A 25,696-nucleotide genomic window follows, 5' to 3' on the forward strand; every position below is an offset into this window, starting at 1 on the left:
CGACATATGACGTCGACTAAGATATCCGTTATAATTTAGAACATATAACATAGTGGAGGTATGCAACATGCAAAAGATTCAAGACATGGAAACATTTAAATCAATCATTAATAAAGATGAAACAGTTATCGTCAAATTCGAAGCAGGATGGTGCCCTGATTGCAAAGCCATGGATATGTGGATCAGCCCTATTGTTGAAAAATACAATCAATATGAATGGTTTGTTGTAAATCGTGACGAAGTTGAAGAAGCTGCAATCGAAAACGATGTGATGGGTATCCCAAGTATTCTTATTTTCAAAAATGGCGAAAAGCTGCATCATTTACATTCAGCCAACGCAAAATCACCTGAACAAGTCGAATCATTCTTATCCGAGAGTTTAGGTTAACGTTAAAAAAGAACATATTAAAATCGTCTTCAAATAACTTTAAGCAATTTGAAGACGATTTTTTTATGAATAGATATGCAATTTTAACCGTACGCGTACATCTATTAAATGTACTCTGTATAGATTCCTTTATTTTTACGTTTAGGCTCTTTATCATTATCGTCTTCTAAATCAGTTAAATAAATAAATCCAATAAGACGTTCATCAGGTAAAACACCAAATACATTTCTTACTTTTGGATGGAATATATATGTCGGCGTTTTCCAGCATGTACCAATACCTTTTTCATATAACAAAAGTAATAAGTTTTGTGCATATGCCCCAACCGCTAAATAGTTTTCATTTTCTTCCCGTTGACGTGCATCACATTTCATAATAATCGCAAGAAAGCCACCTAAATTCGTTACCGCATCATAATGACTTTGTTGCTTGTCTTTTTCCCGTGGAAATGCATAGCGTGAGACTTCACGACTCATCTCACCAAGTTTATGTTTTGGTACATAAACCACGCGCCACGGTTCACGCATACCATGATTAGGTGCATTTGCTGCCTCCACAACAGCCTCCCTTACTGCATCTTCATCAATATGCATGTTTCTATCGAACTTCTTTATACTTCTTCGATATTTAATAGCGTGTTGAAGTTCCATCTTCATCTTCCCCTTTTCATTGATAACCATTATCAATTATAACTAAGGAACCCTTGCTTTTCAAATTACTGATACAAAGCCATCGCACTTTTTAATTTTTTTACATTTAATTGGCCGGGTGCAACACCTTCTTGAATAGAACCATAAGTAAGGGCACCACCAAATGTTTGTTGCGCAGTTCTAGATACGACACCGAGTTTTGACATTGAAATTCCCGTCACCCATTGTTGTAGCGCATCACTCGCTTCAGAAACAACTTGTAACAATGTAATGACATCATTTTTAGTGTGAGGCATCACTGCTATTTTTAAATGGGTGCCACCCCATTGCGACATGTAGTAATATGTTTTTTTCAAGACTTCTAATTGAGGTGTTTCCTCAAAATTATGATATGAGATAACAACTTGAATTCCTTTAGATTGAAGCTCATTTACCAATTGTTTTCGATTCAATGTTCGATCCCACTCAATATCTATGTACGTAACATCTTTCATATCTGCAAGTTCACGCATGAGCGACCAATACGCTTCTTCTGTGATCCCACTTTCACCACCTTGTTGCTCCGTTCTAAATGTAATGAGTTTTTCACAATGAATCGACGCTTCCTTTAATTGACGCAATATACATTCAATATGTTGAGCCGTAACATTTTTAATAGCATCAATTCTAATCTCTAAAATATCAAAGTCATCTTCATGCGTTTTTATACACGCAATATCATCTTTTAAACATTCTATCGTTTTAGGCATAAAACTCCCTACTATTTGGGTTATCATACAATTCCACCTCTATACGTCCTATAGTATTTCTAATAGTATCTTATCTTATTTATATTGAAAAGAAAGAATCTCTTTAAACACAAAAATGTTTATACTATATATGGAAAACACTAGCAAACAACCTTGCATTAAGTCTTTTAATATCATTTAAATACTTTATCATTTCAATGTTGATTTAATCATATACAATTTAACTGAATATTCTAAAATTTTATTGCATTAATGTATCTACTTTTATATGATTAATATGATAAGCATAGTTTTATTTAGGAGGTTGCGTATGATTAGAGTGCTAAATGAAACGGATACGAAAGCTTTTTATGAACTTACGTGTGAAGCATTTCATCTTCATCCATTTGCTTTCGTCCATGAAATTAATGAACGTTCAAATTATACTGAACGAGACATCGCGCAAGTATTACACCCTAAAAATCATCATCTTCAAATCTTTTTTGGCGCTTTTGACGATGATACACTCGTTGGCTTTGTTCAACTTAATTTTTTTCCATATTCTTCAAAAAGTCATAAAGCCACTGTTCAAGGCTTATATGTGAAGCCTGAGTACCGCGGTCAACAAATAGGTCGCGCATTGATGGAAACCCTTATTGCTTATGCGCACCAAAAAGGTATCGAACAACTCGTACTCGCTGTTGCATCAAACAACATCGCTGCGAAAGTGTTTTGTGATCATTTGGGATTTGAGTTTCTAGCGCTTGAAATACATGCACGAAAATTTAATAATAAATACGTTGACGAACATTGGCTCGTTTATTATTTTGACAAGGAGTATGTATGAAAGAAATAACGAAAATTCAAAAATTATGGCAGTATGAAAAATATCATGTGATGATGCACAATTATAATAACTATACAGAAATTAAAACGATGATTAAACTTGGACACTCCTATGACGCTATCAAAACTAGAATTGATGAAATTTTAAATACGCCCATTCAACGTTCTGCGTTTCTCAATACATTTCAACACTTATGGGGCTATTTTAAAAAATACGCAACTCAGAATGAAAAAGCGTTATACACTACGTTCGTTAATCAACTTCAAACAACATCTCCTTCATATGACACATGTATTCAATTCATACAACATTTAGCTATAAAATACGATGAGCAATATCTTTTAAACAGTTCAATAATGACATTATCCTTCCACAAAACTATTTAATTATAATATCTCAAATGTACAATTCTCATCCAAACCATGCTATAATGTCTCGTTGTAAATTAATTATTAAGGGTGCGAATTATGAAATTATTATGGTCAAAAAGGACACGCATGATAGAAATTGCTTTGTTGTCCTTTCTTACAATAATTGGGATAGGATCTCAATTTTATTTAAATTTGGCATATAGCTTAAATCAAGGGCTCTACCATTATGCATTAGGTATACATTCTAATTTACTTATTATACCAGCAATTATGGGAAACTTTGCATTTGCTTTTGGTGTCCCTCTCGGACATTTTCTCGTTCATAAATTAGGCTTCAAGAAAAACTTTTTACTTTTCTCATTTATATTCTTACTTGGTTCAATTTTAGGCTTTTTCTCGTTAGGTATCATATCCTTATCTATATCTAAAGTGATACAAGGTTTAAGTACAGGTGTGTTATTCTTTACGATGCTACCTAAAACCTTTCATGTATTTCCAAAACGGTTTAAAAATGTCTTTTTATTTATGATTATCGTTGGGTTGTTCGGCGCAAACGCCCTTGGAGGCTTAACTGGAAGCATCACGTTATTTTATGCCCAATGGCAATGGGTTTATATCTTTAACATAATGTCAGCAATCATCAGTTTACTTGTAGGTTGGTTGTATTTCGAAAAAGATGACACGACACATCAAAGTACTACGAAAGAAGACCATACTGTCGTTTTCTTTTTAGCGCTTTCATCTCTTTCATTATTAATACCACTTTGTCTTATTACGCAATATCGTTTTGATTCTATTAAAGTCTGGCCATGGTCTATCGTGACGTTGATTTTATTTGTGATTTTCTTATATAAAAATAAGCAGAGTCATACACCTATTGTTCATTTTTCGACATTGTTGTATCCGAAACCATTACTTGGCTCAATTATGGCGATTGTCTCACATCTGACGCTACTTATTGGCATTGCAGCAATCAATTTTTACTTATTACAAGTGATTCATTTACCCCCACATCAAATCCAGCTTTTTTATATTTACTTCTTTATCGGCGTATTTATAACAGGCGTTTTAAAAATGGTGTTTTATAGTGCGTGGGGGCCGGGTGTATTAGGTACCATTGGTTCCCTCGCCCTCCTATACGTCAGCACACATTGGTATATCATGCAAAATAACCTTGATCTTCACACTCTTTACTTTCAAGGGATGATTATTGGATTTGGTGCGAGTATGGTCCTTGTAAGCGGCGCAATGTCTACACTTTTAGATGGTGATTTGACACGTGCGTCACATCGTTCACTGACAATGCATTCTATACGTAATTACTTTGCTGCGATACTCGTTCCAATCATAGCCGTGTTTATGAAGCATAGAATCCAAAAAGGCTTTAATGACGTCAAATATAATCACATTGATAATAAAGCTATCATCATGAAACATATTCATAACGTATTTATGGATGCCACACATGACCTCTTTTTTGTGATGATTCTTTTAAGTAGTATTTTACTCATATCCTCTATCGCTCAATTTTTCTTTGGTAAAAGTCGGCGCATCGTGGCTAAGCGTAAATAAAAACTAATTTACTGACTACCTTCACGGGTTAATATGCGCTTTTATTACAGCTAAAATTTTGGATACGCTTCAACTTTGAGAAAGTAATATAGCCTTCAACATTCATCTTCCATTGAATGTTGAAGGCTATTTTTAAAATCACCAAACACTTCATACGCGATAACATTTACACATGTTGTTCAATCTTAATGAGTTCATTAAGAAATTGATCAAACGTTTTTTTAGTGACATTTAATTTAATTGTGCATCCTGATTCTGACACAATATTTGCATGTCTCAATCCAGAATCAAGTGTCACAAACACAGTTAAATCATGTCTATTTCTTTTGATTATTGTAAACGTCAAATCTGGTTCTAAAAAGTAAATTTCTGATAACCGTGATTTACATTTGAATTTTTTTAAATTCTCTATATCCATATCAAAAAGTGAGAAATCTGTGTGAAAGTGTGAGTTTTCGAATGAAACAATGATTTTAAAATCATAGATTGTTAACGCATCTTCTTTATTCACTTTTAGAAATTCAAAAGTTAAAGATGTTTGGCTTTCTGTATATAAGTCATCTTGCAATGAACAATAACGTTGATTCATATAGATGCCCTTTCTCTATATTAAGTGTAAAAAACAAGCCTATAACCGCAATGGTTATAGGCTACATAGTGGAGGCGGCGGGATTTGAACCCGCGTCCAAAGGTCCTGATACAAATGTTTCTACGTGTGTAGTCTATTTGAAGATTTAACATAATGATTAGAAACAGACAACTGACATTATGCGAGCTTGGTTCATCTCTTCTCGCCAGACTTCAAACGGCAGTGGCGAGCGTATCCTACTATAGTTGAATCACGTTAATCGCACATAGGCGATGCGATTAGGTGATGCAGAGCGCGATTAGGCAGCTACTGCTAAGTTATTGTTAGTTTTGCCAGTTATTATAAACTGATGTGTTTTTACGGAGACAACCCTCCGACACGCTTCATAAGCTCTGGGGACCCCTGTCGAATCCATAAACGCCCCCGTCATAAAAATGTACTTTCCTTAAAGAAAGCACATTTAATTATATCGAATCTTAACATTCTTAGCAATCATTTAATAATTTTGTTTCATTGCACGATCAATATCGCGTTTAACCGCTTTTTCTTTTAAAGCTTGTCGCTTATCATATTTCTTTTTACCTCTTGCGACACCAAGTAAGACTTTGCACATGCCATGTTTAAGATACAATTTTAAAGGTACAATCGAATAACCCACTTCACGTGTTTGGTCTCCAAGTTTACTAATCTCACGTTTATGCAGTAATAATTTACGTACACGTCTTGGATCATGGTTAAAGCGATTCCCTTCTTCATAAGGCGCGATATGCATGTTATGCAAATAAATTTCGCCACCTTTGACTTGCGCATAGCTGTCTTTTAAATTCGCACTACCACGGCGTATTGATTTAATTTCAGTCCCTTGTAAAGCAATGCCTGCTTCAATCGTATCTTCTATATTGTAGTCATGACGTGCTTTACGATTTTCCGCTAATGTTCCTTTTGATGTTTTTTTGGACATTGCGCATCACCTCAGTTTACTTTTTCTTCTTTTTACCTTTCTTTTTGACACGTTTATCTTTATAAAAAGGTTTATGCTTAGTATTGCCGGATTTTTCACGTTTTCTGGCATTTTTACCTTTACGTTGCTTTCGCTTCTTGTTAGTGTCTTTATCTTTTTTAAATGTCTGCCCTTTTGATTTCGCTTGTATAGTAGTTCCTCGAGATTTCTTCTCTCTACGTGGGTGAACATCGATTGGCATTCCTACAATTTGGAAGTCAATTTGACGCTCATCTATATCAACATGAATCACTTTCACTTTGATGACGTCACCAATACGGTAAACTGCGGCTTTACGTTCACCTATCAATGCCATTTGGCGCTCATCGAAATGGTAATAATCGTCGGACATATTTTGGATGGTTACCATACCTTCAATCGTATTAGGCAACTCTACAAACATACCAAAATTAGCCACTGAGCTAACGACACCTTCAAATTCATCACCAAGATGTTGAATCATGTATTCAGCTTTTTTCAAGTCATCCGTATCACGCTCAGCATCAATTGCACGACGCTCTCGATTAGAGGTATGTTCAGCCATTTGTGGTAATTTTTCTTGCCACTCGTGTTGCGCTTTACCATCCATTGATTTTTCAATGAGATATTTACGCATCAAACGATGCACGATTAAGTCAGGATAACGACGAATTGGTGAAGTGAAATGCGTATAATAATCAGCTGCAAGTCCAAAATGTCCTAAATTATCTGCATCATAATGTGCTTGTTGCATAGAGCGAAGCATCATCGTTGAAATGACCATATCTTCTGGACGCCCTTCTATTTCTTGGGTAATGCTTTGAAGTGTACTTGGGTGAATATCTTCTCCAGTTCCTTTAATCATAATGCCAAAGTTGGTAATGAAATCAAAAAATTGACGTAAACGTTCCGACTTCGGTTGTTCATGCACACGATAAATAAACGGCACATCCATTTTACTAAAATGCTCTGCAATGGTTTCATTAGCCGCAAGCATGAACGATTCAATTAATCGCTCACCTTCTCCACGTTCACGTGCGACAACTTCTTGTGGAATCCCTTCTTCATTCACTAGGACTTTCGCTTCTTTAATATCAAAATCGATTTCACCACGACGGCGACGCATGTCGATGAGTTGTTGTGATAAGCGCTTTGCCATATCAAGCATCGGCGTAATGTCTTTATATTTCTCGCGCGTGTGAGGGTTATGGTCGGTGATGATTTCATTCACTTCCGCATACGTCATACGTGCATCTGAATGAATCACACTATCGAAAATTTCATGTTTGACGACATGACCTTGGGCATCAATTTCCATACGGCAACTCATCGTTAATCGATCTACATTGGGATTTAATGAACATATACCATTACTTAAACGATGTGGAATCATTGGAATCACACGGTCTACTAGATACACACTTGTTGCACGATCGTATGCTTCTCGATCTAGCGCAGAGCCTTCAGTTACATAATAGCTGACATCTGCAATGCTTACTGTTAATTCCATATTGCCATTTGAAAGAGCCTTAATTGCGATAGCATCGTCTAAATCTTTCGCATCCGCGCCATCGATTGTAATTGTTAAATCCTGACGTAAATCACGACGGCCTTCTAATTCAGTAGATTCAATCGCCTCAGGAATCGCTTCAGCTTCTTTTAATACGTCGACTGGAAATTCAATTTCAATACCATGTTGATAAGTAATAGATAAAATATCTACTCCAGGGTCATTTTTATGACCTAAAATAGCCGAAATATGACCTTCTGGATTGTTAGAGCCATCAGAGTATTGTGTAATTTGAACAAGTACTTTATGTCCATCTACAGCCCCTAAATCTTGCCCTTTAGGTATAAAGATGTCCTGCATGATACGCTTATCATCAGGTACTACAAAGCCAAAATGACGCGCTTCTGTGTAGGTCCCTACAACTTGTTTAACGGCATGCGTTTCAATGGATTTCACTTCACCTTCAACTTTGCCTTTACGATGGTCACCACGTGATTTTTGAATTTCAACGATAACAATATCTCCATCCATAGCACGATTGATTTTTGTAGGCGGGATAAAAATATCTTCTATCCCTTCTTCATCTGGTCTTAAAAAGGCAAATCCCTTTTTATTTTGACTTAACGTCCCTCGAATAAGTCCTGGTTTAGGACCTTGCTTTTGATATCTATCTTGTTTCGTACGTTTTACTTTACCCTCTTGCTCTAACTCATTGAGTACTTTAATAAGGTCACGAAAACTTTCAGCGCTACTTAAGCCGAGCTCATCTTGAAAGTCAGAGACAGACATCGGTTCATAACTTGAACGTTCAATTATGGCTTTAATTTGCGATTTTAAATGCATAAGAGGTCCTCCTTTCTCTTTAATATGCTAAATGACTATTCCGTCCAATCTAGTGATTCTAAAAATTGATACACTTCCTCAAATACTGCTTCTTTTTCTTTATCAATCGTGATTACGTGGCCTGAATTTTTGTACCATGATAAATGTTTATCCTCTGATGCTGCTTCATTATAAATAATATTGGCTGAATCTGTATTAATCATTTCATCATGTTCAGATTGGATCACGAGGAGCGGTTCGATAACGTCTTCAACGTGATCTCTCACACCTTGAATCGTATCTTGTAATTCACGTAACGTACTCGTTGGTTGAAAGGCTTGCATTTCTCTTTCTATCGTGGCTTCATCTTTGCCTTCATATTTTTTGAATTGGCGTGCATACTCTAATACCCCTTCGTACATTGACCCTTCAGTTTTAATGTACATCGGCGAACACATCGTCACAATTCCCTTAACATCACGGTTTAAGCTTAATTTTAGTGCAAAAACGCCACCAAGGGATAAACCTGCAACCGCAATTTCATCATAACCTTGTTCCACCAAATAATCGTAACCATCCAATGCATCTTTATACCATACATGTGGACTCGACTTCAAAATTTCTTCTGGCGGTGCTGCATGCCCTTCGTAGTGAGGTGCGTAAGACGTATATCCTTTTTTTTGTAAAAAACGCCCGAGTTGTCTTACATCAGAACTATTCCCTGTAAAACCATGTAATAACAACACTGCACGTTTGCCTTCTTCAAATAAGAAAGGCTTTGGTAATTGAATTTTCATTCATCATTCCGTCCTTTCAAGTCACATCTAGTTCTATTTTATAGTTTCGACAGTGGCGCTACAAATAAAAAAGCCCGACTTATCAACTGTCGGACTTAGATTTTCTAAACGGTCGAAATTGTTAACTCTATTTTTAACGTTTACCGTCAGACTTATAAATTAAAGTAACTGATACCTAACATTAATACAAAGAAAATAATTGAAAGTACAATTGTCAATCTATGCAAAAATAAATCTACACCACGTTGTTTTTGTTTACCAAATAACTGTTCAGCTCCACCACTGATGGCACCTGATAAGCCATTACTTTTACCTTCTTGTAATAAAACAACTGTGATGAGTGCGATACAGTCAATAATTAGTAATACAACAAAAAATGTGTGCATCAGATTGTCCTCCATTCATCATATACGAAGGTATTCTACCACATTTAGGGCCTTTACACAACTTTCATTAACGATTGAACGTTGATTTACGCTTTATACTCACGATTATCATAAAAACAGCTAAAATGAGTGAGCCAATGCATACAATGATGTATGGGATTAACGCAAAGAACCCTTTCACATTAAAAATAGCTGTATATAAAATAGGTGGATTAAGTAATGCGTTAAATAGTTGTGATATAAAAACAGCAACCATAAACCACCATAAATATGGATGTTGATATTTAATTGCTACAACACCAGCAGAATAGGCCAAAATATATAAAATACCTGTATACCTTAAGCTATTATTAATCGCATTGATTGCATTTTGCGATATTTGATTACCAGAGTGTTCTAACATATAACTAATCACTTGACCGTCAACGATTACAACTTGATGAATTACAAGACACACCGCAAATAAAAATGAAATATATGCAAGCAGACGACCTGTATGGGTCGCACGTGCGTCACTTGATAAATTTTGATCCATATAAATGTGCTCCTTTTTAATATTCACTTATCATCATTATATCAGGTTAAAACGTTCAATGAAATGACGCATCATTTATATCATCAACTTCAAGCTACTACACAAACTCACTTCTTAAACACCTTAAAATGACAGTATTGTCATGCGCATTATCATATGACTTTCAACATTAAAAGATGATGAATAGCAATTAAACGATCACAAACCATAAAACTTCGATACTGAGGATTAGAAAAGCCCTTAAGATTCATCATAAACGAGAATCTCAAGGGCTTGAGTTAGATAAACGTGGTTTTGTGAACCAACTTTAAACTTATTTATCTAAGTTATAAAATGATTTTAAACCTTCATATTTAGCTGTTTCATAAAGTTCATCTTCAATGCGTAATAATTGGTTGTATTTCGCAATACGATCTGTACGAGATAATGAACCTGTTTTAATTTGACCAGCATTTGTCGCAACAGCGATATCAGCAATTGTAGTATCTTCTGTTTCACCTGAACGGTGTGATACTACTGCAGTGTAGCCAGCTTTTTGAGCCATTTCAATTGCTTCAAACGTTTCAGTTAAAGTACCGATTTGGTTTACTTTAATTAAGATAGAGTTACCGATATTGTTGTCGATACCTTTAGCAAGAATTTCAGTATTCGTAACGAATAAATCGTCACCAACTAGTTGTACGCGGTCACCGATACGCTCAGTTAATAGCTTCCAACCTTCCCAGTCATTTTCATCCATACCGTCTTCGATAGAGATGATAGGATATTTATTAACTAATTCTTCTAAGTAATCCACTTGTTCTTTAGCAGTACGTTTAGCACCTTTATCGCCTTCGAATTTCGTGTAATCGTATACGCCATTTTCATAGAATTCAGAAGATGCACAGTCGAATCCTAAGAAAATGTCTTTACCTGGCTCGTAACCTGCTTTTTTAATGGCTTCAATGATTGTTTCTACTCCGTCTTCAGTACCTTCGAATTTAGGAGCGAAACCACCTTCATCACCTACTGCTGTTACTAAACCACGAGATTTTAAGATTTTAGCCAATGCATGGAATACTTCTGCACCCCAGCGTAATGCTTCTTTAAAACTGTCTGCACCTACAGGTAAAATCATGAACTCTTGGAATGCGATTGGTGCATCAGAATGCGAACCACCATTAACGATGTTCATCATTGGTGTAGGTAGTACTGTTGAGTTGAAGCCACCTAAATATTTGTATAAAGGTTGACCTAAGAAATCAGCAGCTGCACGTGCTACGGCAATAGAAACACCTAAAATTGCATTTGCACCTAATTTACCTTTGTTCGCAGTGCCATCTAATTGAATCATCATTTTATCGATTGAAACTTGTTCTAAAGCTGAGAATTCACCTTCAATAATTTCTGGAGCGATGATTTCATTAACGTTTTCAACAGCTTTTTCAACACCTTTACCAAGGTAGCGTTCACTGTCGCCATCACGTAATTCAACAGCTTCATGTTCACCTGTTGATGCACCTGATGGTACTAAAGCACGACCAAACGCACCACTTTCTGTTAAAACTTCAACCTCTACTGTTGGGTTCCCACGTGAATCAAGTACCTCGCGAGCATAAACATCCGTAATAATTGGCATAATATTAAATCTCCTTTTTCATGATAGTATTTAACCATAACAGTGTTGCAACAGGGCTTTGACAGAGCGCCACGCCCTATTACAAAACTGGTTACATGAGTTCATCTTCATTATAACTGGTTTTCAAATGGACTCAACTATTTTAATGCTTGATTAAGCTTTCACCTGTCATTTCAGCAGGTTGTTTTAAATTCAATAAATCAAGTAACGTTGGCGCAAGATCACCTAAACGACCTGTTTCACGTAATTCTACGCCTTCCTTCGTCACAATCACTGGAACTGGATTCGTCGTATGCGTTGTCATCGGTTGATCATCATCCGTTAATACTTCATCTGAGTTACCGTGGTCCGCTGTAATAATCGCATAACCATCCATTTCTAAAATTTTATCTACAACAGCGCCAAGACATTCATCTACCGCTTCGATCGCTTTAATGGTAGGTTCTAACATACCACTATGCCCTACCATATCTGGGTTCGCAAAGTTAAGAATGATTAAATCAAGGTCACCTTTTGCTAATTCTTCAAGTAATGCATCTTTAACTTCATACGCACTCATTTCAGGTTTCAAGTCATAAGTCGCTACTTTAGGTGAGTTAATTAAACGACGACGTTCACCTTTGAACTCTTCATTTTGTCCACCATTCATAAAGTACGTTACATGAGGATATTTTTCAGTTTCAGCGATACGCAATTGTGTTAAACCATTGTCTTGCGCCACTTCACCGATTGTATTCGTTAAATCTACTTTTTCAAAGACAATTTCTGCATCTACATTATCATTGTATTTAGTAAACGTTGCATAGAATAAATCGTTGACACGTTCTACTTTAAAACCATTAAATGCTTTATCAGTAAAGATTTCAGAAAGTTGGCCTGCACGGTCTGGACGGAAGTTATAGAATATTACTGCATCTCCATCATTCACACCGTTATTTTGATTTTCAACAACAAATGGCACGATAAATTCATCTGTTAAGTCTTCAGCATAGTTTGCTTCTACACCTTCACGCGCTGAGGCATAGCGTGGTGCTGAATCAAATGCTCGGATAGCATCATATGCTTTTTGCTCACGATCCCAACGTTTATCTCTATCCATCGCGTAATAACGTCCTGCTACAGAGGCAAATTGACCGACACCAATTTCTTTGAATTGTTGTTCAGTTTCATCAATATAAATAAGCGCTGATTTTTGATCAACATCGCGTCCATCTAAAAAGGCATGGACATACACTTTATCTAAACCTTTTTTCTTCGCAAGTTTTAAAATAGCAAATAGATGTTGATAGTGACTGTGTACCCCACCATCAGATAGTAATCCAAACACATGAAGCGCTGATTGGTGTTGAAGTGCGTGATCAATTGCACGATTTAAAACATCGTTATCGTAAAAGTCACCATCTTCAATCGATTTGTTAATACGTGTTAAGCTTTGGTACACGATACGTCCCGCACCGATATTCATGTGACCTACCTCAGAGTTACCCATTTGACCTTCTGGTAGACCAACATCTAGACCACTCGCTTCGATTTGTGTAGTTGGATACTTTTCATAATAGCGATCAAAATTAGGTTTATGCGCTTGTTTAACAGCGTTACCGTGGACTTCATCTCTATTCGCAAAGCCATCTAAGATAATAAGTGCTGTTGGTTTTTTTGCCATATTATTTCGCACCTTCTAACAATTGAACGTAGTCGTCTACTTTTAATGAAGCGCCGCCGACTAAAGCACCATCGATATCAGTTTCAGCCATGTATTCTTTAATGTTGTTTGGTTTAACGCTACCGCCATATTGGATACGTACGGCTTCTGCGACATCTTCATTCGTCAATTTTGCGATTTTTTGACGTACCGCAGCACACATTTCGTTAGCATCTTTAGCTGTAGATGATTTACCAGTACCGATAGCCCAAATTGGTTCATAGGCAATCACTACTTTTTTCACTTGGTCGTCAGATAAACCTTCAAGTGCTTTTTCAACTTGGCCTTCAACAACATCGTTGGCTTTGCCATTTTCACGTTCTTCATCACTTTCACCAACACAAATAATTGGTGTCATACCATGATTGAAAACAGCATGTGCTTTTTTGTTAATATCCTCATCTGTTTCATGGAAGATATCACGACGTTCAGAGTGACCAATCACAACGTAGCTCACACCTAAATCTTGAAGCGCAACAGGCGATGTTTCACCAGTAAACGCACCACTTTCTTCATAAAATGTATTTTGCGCTCCAATTTTCAAACCAGGCGCAACACCTTCTTTTGTTAACGAAATTAATGCGTCTAATTGAATTGTAGGCGCACAAATTACTGCCTCTACTTCATTCGTATCTGGTAATGCTGGTAACGCATTAACAAAATCTTTTGCTTCTGCAACTGTTTTGTTCATTTTCCAGTTACCTGCAATAATTGGTTTTCTCAATTAAAACACTCCTATAAGTATTCAAGACATTAAATATGTCTTGAATACTTCTATATTTTTGTTACTTATTTGCAATTGCTTTAATACCTGGTAATTCTTTACCTTCTAAGTATTCTAGAGACGCACCGCCGCCCGTAGAAATGTGTGTAAAGTCTTTTTCAAATCCTAATTGCATTGCAGCAGCTGCTGAATCTCCTCCACCGATAATTGTCGTAGCATCTTTTAATTCAGCAATCGCTTCACATACACCTATTGTACCTTGCGCAAAGTTACTAAATTCAAAGACGCCCATCGGTCCATTCCATACAACAGTGTGTGCACCTTCAAGTTGTTTTTTAAATAATTCAACTGTTTCAGGTCCAATATCCATTGCTTCTTGATCAACTGGAATGTCATCAATAGACACTGTTGAAATAGCCGCATCATTAGAAAATTCCTTAGCTACTTTACCGTCTACTGGTAAGACAATTTGATCGCCAGCACGGTCAAGTAAATCTTTAGCGAAATCAATTTTATCAGCTTCTAAAAGTGATAAACCAATTTCTTTACCTTGCGCTTTTAAGAATGTATAAGCCATACCACCACCGATAAGTACTTTATCGGCAATTTTAAGTAAGTTTTCAATAACGCCAATTTTGTCTGAAACTTTAGCGCCACCTAGAATCGCAACAACTGGTTTGTCTGGATTTTCGACAACGCCACCGATAAATTTGATTTCTTTTTCCATTAAGAAACCAGCGACTGTTTCTAAATGTGTTGAAATCCCTACGTTAGACGCATGTTCACGGTGTGCTGTACCAAATGCATCATTAACGAAAATGTCACCTAATGATGCCCAGTATTTACCAAGTTCGCTATCATTTTTCGATTCTTTCTTACCATCTAAATCTTCGAAACGCGTATTTTCAAACATTAAGACATCTCCGTCATTAAGTTCTTTGATCGCTGTTTCTAATTTTTCACCACGTGTTTCAGGAATAAACGTAACATCTTTATTTAACTTTTCAGATAATCTTTTCGCTACAGGGGCCAATGTTAACTTTTCTTTGTCGCTTTCTTCTTTAACTTTACCTAAGTGAGAGAAAACTACAATTTTACCACCTTGTTCAATAATATATTCTAACGTTGGCAAAGCTTGGACAATACGGTTATCATTCGTAATTTCTCCATCTTTCATTGGCACATTGAAGTCTGCACGAACTAAGACAACTTTACCTTTTAACGAAACATCTGTTACATCTTTTTTAGCCATAAAAATCCTCCTCAAAAACACTCGTTATTTTAAAATAAGCGGAGAAGCGTTGTGCTCCTCCGCTTACTATAAGCTAAATTTCAGTTAGAAGCACGTACATTTAATACTTGCTTAACTTATACCAGTTAAGAGAGTGGCAAACGCAATTTAAACGCGTAAGTCCTACCCCTTTTAGTATATTATAAATCTAATTATTTAGCATGACTTGCTAAATATTCTAATGTACGAACTAATTGTGCTGTATATGACATTTCATTGTCATACCAAGATGCAACTTTAACTAATTGACGATCGCCAACAGTCATAACGCGTGTTTGAGTTGCGTCGAATAATGCACCAAATGTCATACCTACAACGTCAGAAGATACGATTTCATCTTCAGTGTAACCGAATGATTCATTCGTTGCATTTTTCATAGCATTGTTTACTTCTTCAACAGAAACTTCTTTTTCTAAAACAACAGTTAATTCTGTTAATGAACCTGTAGCAACTGGTACACGTTGTGCCCCACCATCTAATTTACCAGCGATTTCTGGAATAACTAAACCGATTGCTTTTGCAGCACCAGTTGAGTTAGGGATGATGTTTTCAGCTGCTGCACGTGCACGACGTTTGTCACCTTTTCTGTGAGGTGAGTCTTGTGTATTTTGGTCACCTGTGTAAGCGTGAATCGTAGTCATTAAACCTTCAACGATGCCAAATTCATCGTGTAATGTTTTCGCTACTGGTGCTAATGAGTTTGTAGTACAAGATGCACCTGAAACAACTGTTTCTGAACCGTCTAATTCTTCATGGTTAACGTTATATACGATTGTTTTAAGATCGCCAGTACCTGGAGCTGAAATTAAAACTTTTTTAGCACCAGCTTCGATGTGTGCTTCAGCTTTTTCTTTAGATGTGAAGAAACCAGTACATTCTAATACAACATCTACTTCTAAATCTTTCCAAGGTAATTTAGATGGTTCTGGTTCAGAGAATGATTTCACTTCTTTACCATTTACGCGGAAACCACCATCAATTACATCTACTTCTTCAGTAAAACGTCCTTGCATAGTATCATACTTTAATAAGTGTGCAAGCATGTCGTCGTCAGTTAAATCATTGACAGCTACTACCTCAATGTTTTCTACGTCTTGAATTCTTCTAAATGCTAAACGACCAATTCTACCAAATCCGTTAATTGCTACTTTTACTGCCATGTTAATGGCCTCCTTTAATGATATTTAAAAAGTGTTATATGCCCCGACTGTTAGACTTGTCTCTCTGAAACAGTTCTTTCATTGAAGTCTTGAAAACAAGCTCAATTCAGCATGATTTATAAACCACTTTTTACTTATTTTAATAATTATTGCTCAACAATCATTTTTGCTGCTTCTTCATCTGTAATCAAAACAGTGTTTTTAGGAGCGATCTTAAGGTAAGCCTTCATTGCATTACCTTTCGAACAACCTCCTGCTACAGCAAAATTATGCTCTTTCAGACGAACTTCTTCTAGTTGAAGTCCAATTGTATTTACTTTGTGAATAATCTGGCCATGTTCATCAAAGTAATAACCAAATGCTTCACCTACGGCATTATGATGTTGAAGTTTCTCTATTACTTCTGGCGAAGATTGTCTTCTCTTAGCCATTTTCAGCGCATCACCGATACCATGAATTGTTATTTGTGAATCTTTAATTTTCTCTAATGTTTGTATCACTGCAGGTTCTTTAAGTAAATTTTGATAAGTAAGTTCGCTCACATTATCAGGTACATACAGTGTCGTATAACTACCGCCTGTACGATGAGCCATAGTCGAACAAATTGTATTTGCTTGGAACACTACATTTTCACCAAGACCGCCTCGTGCTGGTACAAACAATACATCAAAGGGTAATGGTGACATCGCATCACTAACGGATGCCATGGTAGATCCACCTGTTACAGCGACAATTGCATCATTATATAATTGTTTTTCTAACAGCTGACCTGCTATGCGTCCGATTTCTACCTTAACACTCAAATCTTTATCACTGTTGCCAGGCACCACGTGTACTTCCTTGATTTGATACAAATCTTTAATTTGTTTCGCTAAACTGTGGTAGTCTGTGTAATTGTTAAAGTAGACATTGAGTTCACTCAATACGTCGATACCAACATGAGTTAATGTCATTCCTGTTGATTTGACCGAAATTAAATCTTGAGCTTTTAAAAGATCGGTTTCAGAACGTAAGACACGTTCAGTAAGATTTAATTTATCACTAAGTGTCCGACGTCCAACAGGTTGATACTTTTGGATGGTGCTTAAAATTGAAAAACGCCGATACATCTTGTCTACCAAATCAGGAACAATCTTTTGCTGCACTTGAATGATGTTTTTCAAGAGGCATGCCTCCTTATTAGTGAAACAGGATGGTCGTGTAAAAGCCAAGCGTTGACAAATTCAGTCCCATGCGTCACAAAAAAATATAACCTGTTTACATTTTTCATCATACTATGGTTTAAACAAAAATGCAAGTCAAAAACAATCCCACTTCGAAATTGGTTGGACTTATAACGTCCCAAACAAAGTGATATTATGCTAAATTTAATAGTATTTTCAATTTATGTATGTAGTTAAAGATGAACGGGTATGTGATTTACGTGTATAATCGTTTCATATGAAGGAGGTTCTAAATGAAATATTCTGATGATAAGCCCGAAGTTATAGATCCTGATGACCCTCGATATAGAAAGCCTGAAGATTTTAACCGCCAAAATGGTCAACATCAAGACCGCGATTTTTATAATCATCGATATCAAGATTCCGAGAGAAATGGTAGACATATCTATTATCGTTCTTATGGATGTACGCCTGGGTGTTTTCCAGGGTGCCTTTTCTCAATTATATTGTCCATCATCCTCACCCTATTATTAAATATGTTTTTATCATAAAAAATCCCATTGGGCACTGTTATTTCATTAAACATGTGCTCAATGGGATTTCTCATATTGTTATGGTTTTGCTGATTGTGTTGTCGTCATTGTTGAACGTGTATGTGCTTGTTCGTTCGATGTCTCTCTTGTCGTTGTTTGTCGTGAGCCATTATGACTTGTCTCAGTTGACCGTCTCGTTTCAGTAGATGGCTGAGGTGACTTGTTTTCTGTAGAAGGTTCAGCTGTTGATGGTGGCTCATTTGTATGTTCTTGAGTGGGCTTCTCTTCTGTTGAAGGTGGTTTTTCTTCTGATGAAGGTTTTTCTTGTGGCTTTTTATCTTCTTTCGTAGGTTGCTCAGTCGTCTTTGGTTTACTGTTCGCTCGTTGCGCCGCTTCGATAGAGGCTAATCTCTGTTGCTCAAGTGAAGCTTGTCGTTCTTGCTCAAGTGATGCTTGTATCGCTTGTTGTTGTTCTAAACTTGCCTCTCGTTCCCTTTTTTCTTTTACACGTTGTTGGCGCGCTTTTTCTTTTTCAGCCTCTTTTTTCTTTTGTTGTTCCTCCACAGACTTGTCATGAAGACGCTCATTACCTTTGTGTGATTGATCTACAAAAGCAAATATTGCAAAAATTAAACCTCCGATCAATAACAATATGATCAGTATACTCAAACAACCTGTAGCTACTTTTTTCTTTTGATTCCCATCATTATGCGAAGGAATTTGTTGGTTGTTTAACCCCATAATCTAACCTCACTTTTTAATACTGACATGACATGTGATGACTTAGAATATTTTTGTTAATTACAGACCGCCTATTTATATTTTCAGCATGATTCATTATAACAACTCTCCAGTAAAAAATAAAAATAAACGTTTACCTTTTAGACTTACATCATTTATTTCTTAATCTGCGTTTAATTTTGGTAAAAATAAGGAACATAAAGACTAGGACAGATTGGTAATTAGGGGGTTTACATGTTGAAATCTATTTTACGTATGATTATTCGAGTGGTAGTCATTAAGTTAATCTCAAATTTCTTTAATAAAAAAAGGTAAGACCAGAATGCTGCATCATTCTGGCCTTTCTTAACTAAAGGGAGTTAAACCTTCGTCGTATATTATGGGGTATACGCTAACTAAGAGATGGGTTAATTAACCAATTTATCGAAGGCACTTTTATTATAACGTAGTTTGTGAAAAAATAAACATAGTCAAACGCCATTTTTTTGATAGATTCTTGACAGATTTTTGACCTCTTTATGAACGACATGAAACGGAGGGATATTATGACAAACATTTTAATTTCAGGAGGCACCGGTTTAGTGGGCCGGCATCTTGTGGATGAACTTTTGAAAGCAACGGATAATATTATTTATATTTTAACGCGTTCTGCTCGAACATCTGAACATCCACGCGTGACATATATTAACTGGCAAAAAGTACAGTGGGAAGACCAAGTACCTGATATTGATATTGTGATTAATCTTGCAGGTGCTAGCTTAAACAAACGTTGGACGGACGCGCACAAGCAACTTATGATGACCAGTCGCATTCAAGCTACACATGCATTATTTGAGTTATTTGAAAATCGAACGCATCAACCAAACATCTTATTTAATGCCAGTGCCATGGGCTACTATCCACCATCCAAAAAAGATGCTTACACCGAAAACTATAAAACCTTACCCCATGATTTTTTATCTGAGATTGTCTATCAGTGGGAACGTGAAGCTGATCATTTTTCAACGTTAGGCACTCGTGTGATTAAAGGTCGTTTCGGATTAATATTATCCGATCAAGGTGGTGCATTACCGATGATGGCTCTGCCATACCAATATGGTGTCGGTGGTAAAGTAGGCGATGGTAAGCAATGGTATTCATGGATTCATCTCAATGATTTAGTACAAAGCATTCTATTCTTAATTAAGCATCCTGACGCTCAAGGTGTTTATAATCTCAATGCCCCACTTCCAGAAACACAAAATGATTTTGGTATTGCGTTAGGTCGCGCATTACATCGACCGCATTATACACGCGTTCCCGGTTTTATGTTGCGTGTCATGTTAGGCGAAATGTCGACACTTATTTTAGATACGCAATATATGGTACCTGAACGTATACAAATGTTAGGTTTTAAATTTGAATATCCTGAATTAAATTCCGCACTTCAAGCTATTTATCAAAACTAGCTTGTCATACAACGTTTAAATGAATGACGTCTTCAAAGGTAAAACCATTTACTCTGAAGACGTTTTTTTATTATATACTCATTTAAAATCAAACTTATGTGTTGTCATTTTAATAATAATTGGTAAAATGTTAGGTCTAACCATCGATTAAATTTATAACCGACTTGCTTGAGTGTGCCAGCCGCTTCAAAACCGTATGTTTCATGCAGATGAATACTTCCTTGGTTCGCAGCATCAATACCCGCAATCATCGTTTTAAACCCCTTATGCGTTGCATCTTTTATCATGTATTCAAGCAGTTGCGAGGCAATGCGTTGTCTCCGGTAAGATGTACTAACATATATTGAATGTTCTACCGTATATTGATATCCCGGCCAATTTCTAAATGTACCATAAGTGGCAAATCCTGCCACATTACCATCTATGTCAAAAACCCATATTGGCCACTGAGCATTCACTTTATTCTCAAACCACTTTTCACGTTCTTCTACTGTGGTTTCATGATATGTATAAACTGCCGTCGTATTGATGATGGCATCATTGTAAATTTCAGTTATTGCTGGAATATCCCCTATCGTTGCTTCTCTAATCATAAAAATTCCTCATTCGCTAAATTTTCTAATAATTTTGAATAAATAATATATTAAGTGCTATCATACCGCCTCATGCCCTTTAGATATATTGTATTATGGGAAACCATAGTATGTGAAACAATTTTTTATCTTAAAATATGTTTATTATTTATTCCCTCATTTATGATATAATAAAATTATCTTTTAATTAGGAGGTTTTTAAATGTATCAAAAACTTGGAATTTGTGCATTATCTTTATCTCTTTTAGGTACCGTCTACACACCAACTGCTGGGGCTGAGTCTGTAGCACCTACCGACCAAATCACTGTCAAAAATAAATCTGACGTGATGAAAGCGCTCAAGCAAATAGCACCAGACAAAGGCATTAAAAATTACAACAAGTATTACAGCATTGAAAAAGAACAAAAGGATGACATGGGTTACACGCATTACACACTGTATCCTAAAGTGAAAAATCACATTGCGAAAGACCGTGAAGTAAAAGTTCACGTCGATCCTAAAGGTAAAGTGGTAATGGTGAACGGTGAAGTTAAAGCACCGGAAGTTAAACCTAAAAATGACGTTTCGCTAAGCAAAGAGGATGCTGTAAATGATGCTTTCAAAGCGGTAAAATTAAATCGTAGCGAAGTAAAAAATGGTAAAGACGAAGTTGTAAAATCTAATGAAGTTGTCATCAATGGTGATGAAAACAAGTTTGTTTATGAAGTCGAAATCACAACAATTGATCCTCAACCATCGCACTGGAAAGTACAAATCGATGCTAAAACAGGTCAAGTTGTTGAAAAGCAAGACTTAATCAAACATGCTGCTGCAACAGGTACGGGAGTGGGTGTCCGTAACGATCGCAAGCAAATTAATATTAATTCAACATCAGGCGGTTACACATTAGAAGATGTTACACGTAACGGTGTATTATCTGCATATAGTTATAATCAAGCTACTGATACTGCAAACTTAATTACAGACAGAGATCGTACATTTGATGCAAATGATCAAAAAGCTGGGGTAGATGCAAACTATTATGCAGGTAAGGTTTATGATTACTATAAGAATGTTCACAACAGAGATTCTTATGATGACAAAGGTAGTCCGATTGCTTCTATTACACACGTAAATACTTTCCAAGGTGAAGATAATAGTACAAACGCTGCTTGGTTAGGTGATAAAATGATTTACGGTGATGGTGATGGTCGTGAAATGCATAGTTTAGCTGCTGCTGATGATATTATTGCACACGAAATCACACATGGCGTGACACAAGAAACTGCTGCTTTAGTTTATCAAGATCAACCAGGTGCATTAAACGAAAGTTTTTCAGATGTATTTGCTTACTTTATTGATTTTGAAGATACGTTATTAGGTGAGGATGCATACATCAATCCTGGTCCTAACAAAGCTTTCCGTAGTTTTAGCGACCCAACAAAATTCAATCAACCAGCACATATGAGAGATTATAAACATGTCCGCTACGATAATGGTGGCGTTCATATTAACTCAGGTATTCCGAACAAAGCTGCATACTTAACTACTCAAAAGTTAGGTAAATCAAAATCAGAAAAAATCTACTATCGTGCGCTTTCTCAATATTTAACATCTACTTCTCAATTTGCTGATGCAAAACGTGCGCTTGAACAATCAGCACAAGATTTATATGGTGCATCTGCGAAACAAAAAGTTACTGAAGCGTGGAACGAAGTAGGCGTTTAAGACTTTTATGAATTTTTGCGTTTGAAACTTTAAATATATACACTTACTCTATTTTCCTAATACTCCTTCATCATTTATAAATATGAACGAAATCATTACTTGAACGATGATGTATTGTAAATATGTATATAAAGATAAAAACATATGTATCACCAACATACGTCAATTTCGATTCAAGTTATCGCCCTATCAGCTATTGATAAGGCACAAATGCTGAGACATTAAGTTGTCTCAGCATTTGTTTTTGAAGCTCTATTTATAGTCATTACTATACCTTCAGGCGTCGTTAATGCCACTTCAGTTGCGTCTGGTTTAACAATATTAAAAGATGTTAATCCATACGTTTCATTTAAATGAACTCGTTTATTATGAGACTGCCAATTATTTAAAGCAAGATGATGATGATAATGGTAATCAGACATGAATAACGCCTTCGGGAAAGTTGACACGAGTTGAAACCCTACATTTTCATAAAACTGTTGCGCTTCTGTTAAATTCGCTGCTTTTAAATGTAAATGTCCAATGCGTGCACCTGTCTTCATACCTCCCCATAAAGTACCTTCCGCGTGATGTAAAATATCTTCTACATTAAGTGGTAAAGTATCCATTTTTACCATGTCATCTACCCATTCCCATTTATTAAAAGGTCTGTCCACATATACTTCTATCCCATTACCTTCAAAATCAGTAAAATATACCGCTTGACTTACTAAATGATCTCCACCACCAATAGGAATGTTGTGTGAAGACATATGTTTTATGAACGCACCTAGTTGTTCCTCACGTTCTAATAACAATGCTAAATGAAATAAACCTGCTTCACTACTTTCAGCAGTACGGCCATTTTCGAGCAAATTTAAGACCAATTCATCTCCCCAATCACCAATAGCAAAGATGATTTGAATTGGGGTTTCATGTTTGATTGGCATGCCTAAAATGGAATGATAAAACCTTTTTTGTTTTTGTAAAGATTTTACATTTAAAGTGATACGATTGACATGAATGAGATTAGAATGATGAAAATCCATCTCGACACCTCACTTGAATATATTTAAGTATATTAAATATACCACATATGCTGTTACATTGCTCCAAATTACTCTTAGACTTAAGTACTCCGAGCACTTAAATAGTAATTACAGTTAATTTCATATATATTTGGAATAAATAATTCTCAATTTATAAAGGAGGATTTTTATGTATGTAAATAAATTAGCCTATATTTTATTAGCATTCTTTTTAGGATCCTTTGGTATCCACAAGTTTTATGCTGGTAAACCCATTCAAGGTCTCTTGCACATCGCATTCTTTTGGACTGGTATCCCTCATATCATTGCCATCATTAGTGGTATTTTAGTATTACTTATACCAGCTGATGAATATGGTCGCGTTTATGTATAAAAAAAGACCGTGTCGAATTTACTTTCGACACGGTCTGATTTATGTTAATTACATTTTTACTACGTTAGCAGCTTGCTCGCCACGGTCACCGTTAACGATTTCGAAATCAACGTTTTGACCTTCTTCTAAAGATTTGTATCCATCTCCAACGATTGCTGAAAAATGTACGAATACATCGTCGCCATTTTCTCTTTCGATAAATCCAAAACCTTTTTCTGCGTTAAACCATTTTACTGTACCGTTATACATATAGAATACCTCCGTTGTGCATGATGCACGTTTTATTTGTAAAAAAAATTCATTCATTAAAAGGAGTATATTCTAAATAATAAACTTCAATCAATTTCACGATCTTTTATTACGATAAAGTTAACTATACACGCAATTTGACCAAATGTAAAGAAAAACTTTAAATTCTTGTATTTTTTTCTCTTTACACTCCAAAAACCCTCTCTAATATAATTATAAATCATTCTTTTCTTTTAACGTTATTATGTATAAACAATCTGATTATGAACCATAAGAAAAACTACAACATTTTATAAAAAAACACTAATATTGATACGCTTTTTTTGATATAATCATTGTGACCCACATTCTTAAATTCTGTTTAAATTTGTGGACATATACTAAAACATTACATATTAAGGGGTTTAAATTATGAAATTGAAACAATTGGCAGTTATTAGTTTATCGAGCGTATTAGTATTAGGTGCATGTGGTCAAAACGACTCAGGTAAAAAAGAAGCTAAACAAGAAACACAGCAAAAAGAAGACACGTTAAAAAAATACAAAGAAAACTTAAAGACGTTTGTTAACAAGGATCTTGATACTTACGACAATACGATGGACAAATTGTCAAACTTAGACTTGAGCAATAAAGATAAAATTGTAAAAGAATTCAAATCAGTCTCACAATCATTAGATGAATCAAGAAAAAATTATGAATCTAAGAAAGTCGATGCTAAAACACCAGAAACTTTAAGTAAAATTGAATCTAGCTTTTTAGAGTCAAACAAGTCTGTTTCTAAAGGATATAATGGTATCGCAACGAGTTTAGATAAATTCTTTAAAAAAGAAATCTCTGAAAAAGAATTCGCAGCAGATATGAAAAAATATGAAGAAGAGTCTAAGAAAGTCGATATGGGCGGTATTACTTTAGATGATATTAAAAAGCATTTAGGCGAAGACACTGCAAAAAAATATGAAAAAGTACAAAAACGTATCAATAACATGACTGAATAACATAACAATAAGGGGCTGGGACATAATTCTCAGCCAAAAAAAGAATCGATTAGGTAAAATCATTTTTACTCAATCGATTCTTTTTATATATTATTTAAAAAAAATAAAGCCCTCACGTATAATAATGAATAACGACAAACAAAATGATACGGAGGAACTTTATATGTATAAAAATTATAACATGTCTCAACTCAC

The 25,696-nt window shown here is 35.7% G+C and carries 27 protein-coding genes and 1 other RNA gene; 9 read left to right on the top strand and 19 right to left on the bottom strand.

The annotated features are described in order from the left end of the window. The first annotated feature begins 67 nt into the window (after positions 1 to 67). Positions 68 to 388, top strand: coding sequence for a thioredoxin family protein (locus CD172_RS09385; protein ID WP_037566729.1), 321 nt, complete (start codon positions 68 to 70; stop codon positions 386 to 388). 104 nt (positions 389 to 492) lie between these two features. Here CD172_RS09385 and CD172_RS09390 read toward each other — a convergent pair whose 3' ends face one another. Both CD172_RS09390 and aroD read right to left on the bottom strand, forming a co-directional pair. Continuing rightward, positions 493 to 1,038 carry a nitroreductase family protein gene (locus CD172_RS09390; protein ID WP_060550634.1) on the bottom strand — a complete coding sequence of 182 codons (546 nt, stop codon included), beginning with the start codon at positions 1,036 to 1,038 and terminating at the stop codon, positions 493 to 495. A 65-nt stretch (positions 1,039 to 1,103) separates the two neighbouring features. Beyond that, a complete protein-coding gene (gene aroD, locus CD172_RS09395; protein ID WP_240598405.1) occupies positions 1,104 to 1,787 on the bottom strand; it encodes a type I 3-dehydroquinate dehydratase in 684 nt (227 codons plus the stop codon). 310 nt (positions 1,788 to 2,097) lie between these two features. Between aroD and CD172_RS09400 the strand changes: the two genes are divergently transcribed. The 3 genes from CD172_RS09400 to CD172_RS09410 all read left to right on the top strand — a co-directional run bounded on the left by CD172_RS09400 (position 2,098) and on the right by CD172_RS09410 (position 4,556). Next, a complete protein-coding gene (locus CD172_RS09400) occupies positions 2,098 to 2,613 on the top strand; it encodes a GNAT family N-acetyltransferase (RefSeq protein WP_060550632.1) in 516 nt (171 codons plus the stop codon). Next, entirely contained in the window at positions 2,610 to 2,999 is a 390-nt protein-coding gene (locus CD172_RS09405; protein ID WP_060550631.1) for a DUF1722 domain-containing protein, read from the top strand. The genes CD172_RS09400 and CD172_RS09405 overlap by 4 nt, the downstream gene beginning before the upstream one ends. 81 nt (positions 3,000 to 3,080) lie before the next feature. Beyond that, positions 3,081 to 4,556, top strand: a complete 1,476-nt coding sequence (locus CD172_RS09410; protein WP_103346200.1) for an MFS transporter — start codon at positions 3,081 to 3,083, stop codon at positions 4,554 to 4,556. A gap of 166 nt (positions 4,557 to 4,722) precedes the next feature. On the opposite strand, the gene CD172_RS09415 is transcribed toward CD172_RS09410, so the two are convergent. From CD172_RS09415 to CD172_RS09475, 13 genes are all read right to left on the bottom strand, one after another. Continuing rightward, positions 4,723 to 5,145, bottom strand: coding sequence for a hypothetical protein (locus CD172_RS09415; RefSeq protein WP_103346201.1), 423 nt, complete (start codon positions 5,143 to 5,145; stop codon positions 4,723 to 4,725). Between the two features lie 66 nt (positions 5,146 to 5,211). Next, positions 5,212 to 5,570, bottom strand: a transfer-messenger RNA (tmRNA) gene (ssrA, locus tag CD172_RS09420). Positions 5,571 to 5,641: 71 nt separating this feature from the next. Continuing rightward, complete coding sequence (gene smpB / locus CD172_RS09425; protein WP_037566711.1) at positions 5,642 to 6,106, bottom strand: SsrA-binding protein SmpB; 465 nt, start codon at positions 6,104 to 6,106, stop codon at positions 5,642 to 5,644. 16 nt (positions 6,107 to 6,122) lie between these two features. After that, positions 6,123 to 8,477: a ribonuclease R gene (gene rnr / locus CD172_RS09430; RefSeq protein ID WP_103346202.1), complete on the bottom strand. Its 2,355-nt coding sequence runs from the start codon at positions 8,475 to 8,477 to the stop codon at positions 6,123 to 6,125. Between the two features lie 35 nt (positions 8,478 to 8,512). After that, the gene (locus tag CD172_RS09435) at positions 8,513 to 9,253 is read right to left on the bottom strand and encodes an alpha/beta hydrolase (protein WP_037566708.1); all 741 of its coding nucleotides are present in this window, start codon (positions 9,251 to 9,253) and stop codon (positions 8,513 to 8,515) included. Positions 9,254 to 9,405: 152 nt separating this feature from the next. Next, on the bottom strand, positions 9,406 to 9,639 hold the full coding sequence (secG, locus tag CD172_RS09440) for a preprotein translocase subunit SecG (protein ID WP_037566707.1): 234 nt from the start codon (positions 9,637 to 9,639) through the stop codon (positions 9,406 to 9,408). A gap of 67 nt (positions 9,640 to 9,706) precedes the next feature. Beyond that, positions 9,707 to 10,174 carry a hypothetical protein gene (locus CD172_RS09445; RefSeq protein ID WP_060550626.1) on the bottom strand — a complete coding sequence of 156 codons (468 nt, stop codon included), beginning with the start codon at positions 10,172 to 10,174 and terminating at the stop codon, positions 9,707 to 9,709. Between the two features lie 313 nt (positions 10,175 to 10,487). Continuing rightward, positions 10,488 to 11,792: a surface-displayed alpha-enolase gene (gene eno / locus CD172_RS09450; protein WP_037566704.1), complete on the bottom strand. Its 1,305-nt coding sequence runs from the start codon at positions 11,790 to 11,792 to the stop codon at positions 10,488 to 10,490. Positions 11,793 to 11,934: 142 nt separating this feature from the next. After that, positions 11,935 to 13,455 (bottom strand): 2,3-bisphosphoglycerate-independent phosphoglycerate mutase, encoded by a 1,521-nt coding sequence (gene gpmI, locus CD172_RS09455; RefSeq protein ID WP_037566702.1) that lies wholly within the window; start codon positions 13,453 to 13,455, stop codon positions 11,935 to 11,937. Between the two features lies 1 nt (position 13,456). After that, positions 13,457 to 14,218: a triose-phosphate isomerase gene (gene tpiA / locus CD172_RS09460; protein ID WP_037566700.1), complete on the bottom strand. Its 762-nt coding sequence runs from the start codon at positions 14,216 to 14,218 to the stop codon at positions 13,457 to 13,459. Positions 14,219 to 14,279: 61 nt separating this feature from the next. Next, complete coding sequence (locus CD172_RS09465; RefSeq protein ID WP_060550624.1) at positions 14,280 to 15,470, bottom strand: phosphoglycerate kinase; 1,191 nt, start codon at positions 15,468 to 15,470, stop codon at positions 14,280 to 14,282. 191 nt (positions 15,471 to 15,661) lie between these two features. Further along, positions 15,662 to 16,669: a type I glyceraldehyde-3-phosphate dehydrogenase gene (gap, locus tag CD172_RS09470; protein ID WP_037566696.1), complete on the bottom strand. Its 1,008-nt coding sequence runs from the start codon at positions 16,667 to 16,669 to the stop codon at positions 15,662 to 15,664. Between the two features lie 146 nt (positions 16,670 to 16,815). Continuing rightward, a complete protein-coding gene (locus tag CD172_RS09475) occupies positions 16,816 to 17,832 on the bottom strand; it encodes a sugar-binding transcriptional regulator (RefSeq protein ID WP_037566695.1) in 1,017 nt (338 codons plus the stop codon). Between the two features lie 293 nt (positions 17,833 to 18,125). Between CD172_RS09475 and CD172_RS09480 the strand changes: the two genes are divergently transcribed. After that, entirely contained in the window at positions 18,126 to 18,383 is a 258-nt protein-coding gene (locus CD172_RS09480) for a hypothetical protein (protein ID WP_103346203.1), read from the top strand. A gap of 60 nt (positions 18,384 to 18,443) precedes the next feature. Here the strand turns inward: CD172_RS09480 and CD172_RS09485 are convergent, their stop codons facing one another. After that, the gene (locus CD172_RS09485) at positions 18,444 to 19,106 is read right to left on the bottom strand and encodes a DUF4887 domain-containing protein (protein WP_103346204.1); all 663 of its coding nucleotides are present in this window, start codon (positions 19,104 to 19,106) and stop codon (positions 18,444 to 18,446) included. 545 nt (positions 19,107 to 19,651) lie between these two features. Here CD172_RS09485 and CD172_RS09490 point away from each other — a divergent pair. Then, positions 19,652 to 20,554 carry a TIGR01777 family oxidoreductase gene (locus tag CD172_RS09490; protein WP_103346205.1) on the top strand — a complete coding sequence of 301 codons (903 nt, stop codon included), beginning with the start codon at positions 19,652 to 19,654 and terminating at the stop codon, positions 20,552 to 20,554. 104 nt (positions 20,555 to 20,658) lie between these two features. On the opposite strand, the gene CD172_RS09495 is transcribed toward CD172_RS09490, so the two are convergent. Then, positions 20,659 to 21,147 (bottom strand): GNAT family N-acetyltransferase, encoded by a 489-nt coding sequence (locus CD172_RS09495; RefSeq protein WP_103346206.1) that lies wholly within the window; start codon positions 21,145 to 21,147, stop codon positions 20,659 to 20,661. A gap of 202 nt (positions 21,148 to 21,349) precedes the next feature. Between CD172_RS09495 and CD172_RS09500 the strand changes: the two genes are divergently transcribed. Continuing rightward, positions 21,350 to 22,855, top strand: coding sequence for a M4 family metallopeptidase (locus CD172_RS09500; protein ID WP_103346207.1), 1,506 nt, complete (start codon positions 21,350 to 21,352; stop codon positions 22,853 to 22,855). Between the two features lie 221 nt (positions 22,856 to 23,076). On the opposite strand, the gene CD172_RS09505 is transcribed toward CD172_RS09500, so the two are convergent. Further along, positions 23,077 to 23,883, bottom strand: coding sequence for a VOC family protein (locus CD172_RS09505; RefSeq protein ID WP_103346208.1), 807 nt, complete (start codon positions 23,881 to 23,883; stop codon positions 23,077 to 23,079). A 169-nt stretch (positions 23,884 to 24,052) separates the two neighbouring features. Here CD172_RS09505 and CD172_RS09510 point away from each other — a divergent pair, with 169 nt between their 5' ends. Continuing rightward, positions 24,053 to 24,256, top strand: coding sequence for a TM2 domain-containing protein (locus CD172_RS09510; protein ID WP_060550616.1), 204 nt, complete (start codon positions 24,053 to 24,055; stop codon positions 24,254 to 24,256). A gap of 48 nt (positions 24,257 to 24,304) precedes the next feature. Here the strand turns inward: CD172_RS09510 and CD172_RS09515 are convergent, their stop codons facing one another. Beyond that, the gene (locus CD172_RS09515; protein ID WP_037567914.1) at positions 24,305 to 24,505 is read right to left on the bottom strand and encodes a cold-shock protein; all 201 of its coding nucleotides are present in this window, start codon (positions 24,503 to 24,505) and stop codon (positions 24,305 to 24,307) included. Between the two features lie 411 nt (positions 24,506 to 24,916). Between CD172_RS09515 and CD172_RS09520 the strand changes: the two genes are divergently transcribed. Continuing rightward, a complete protein-coding gene (locus tag CD172_RS09520) occupies positions 24,917 to 25,501 on the top strand; it encodes a hypothetical protein (protein WP_060550615.1) in 585 nt (194 codons plus the stop codon). Positions 25,502 to 25,696 lie beyond the last annotated feature (195 nt).

Source organism: Staphylococcus agnetis, assembly GCF_002901865.1.
GTDB classification, from domain to species: domain Bacteria; phylum Bacillota; class Bacilli; order Staphylococcales; family Staphylococcaceae; genus Staphylococcus; species Staphylococcus agnetis.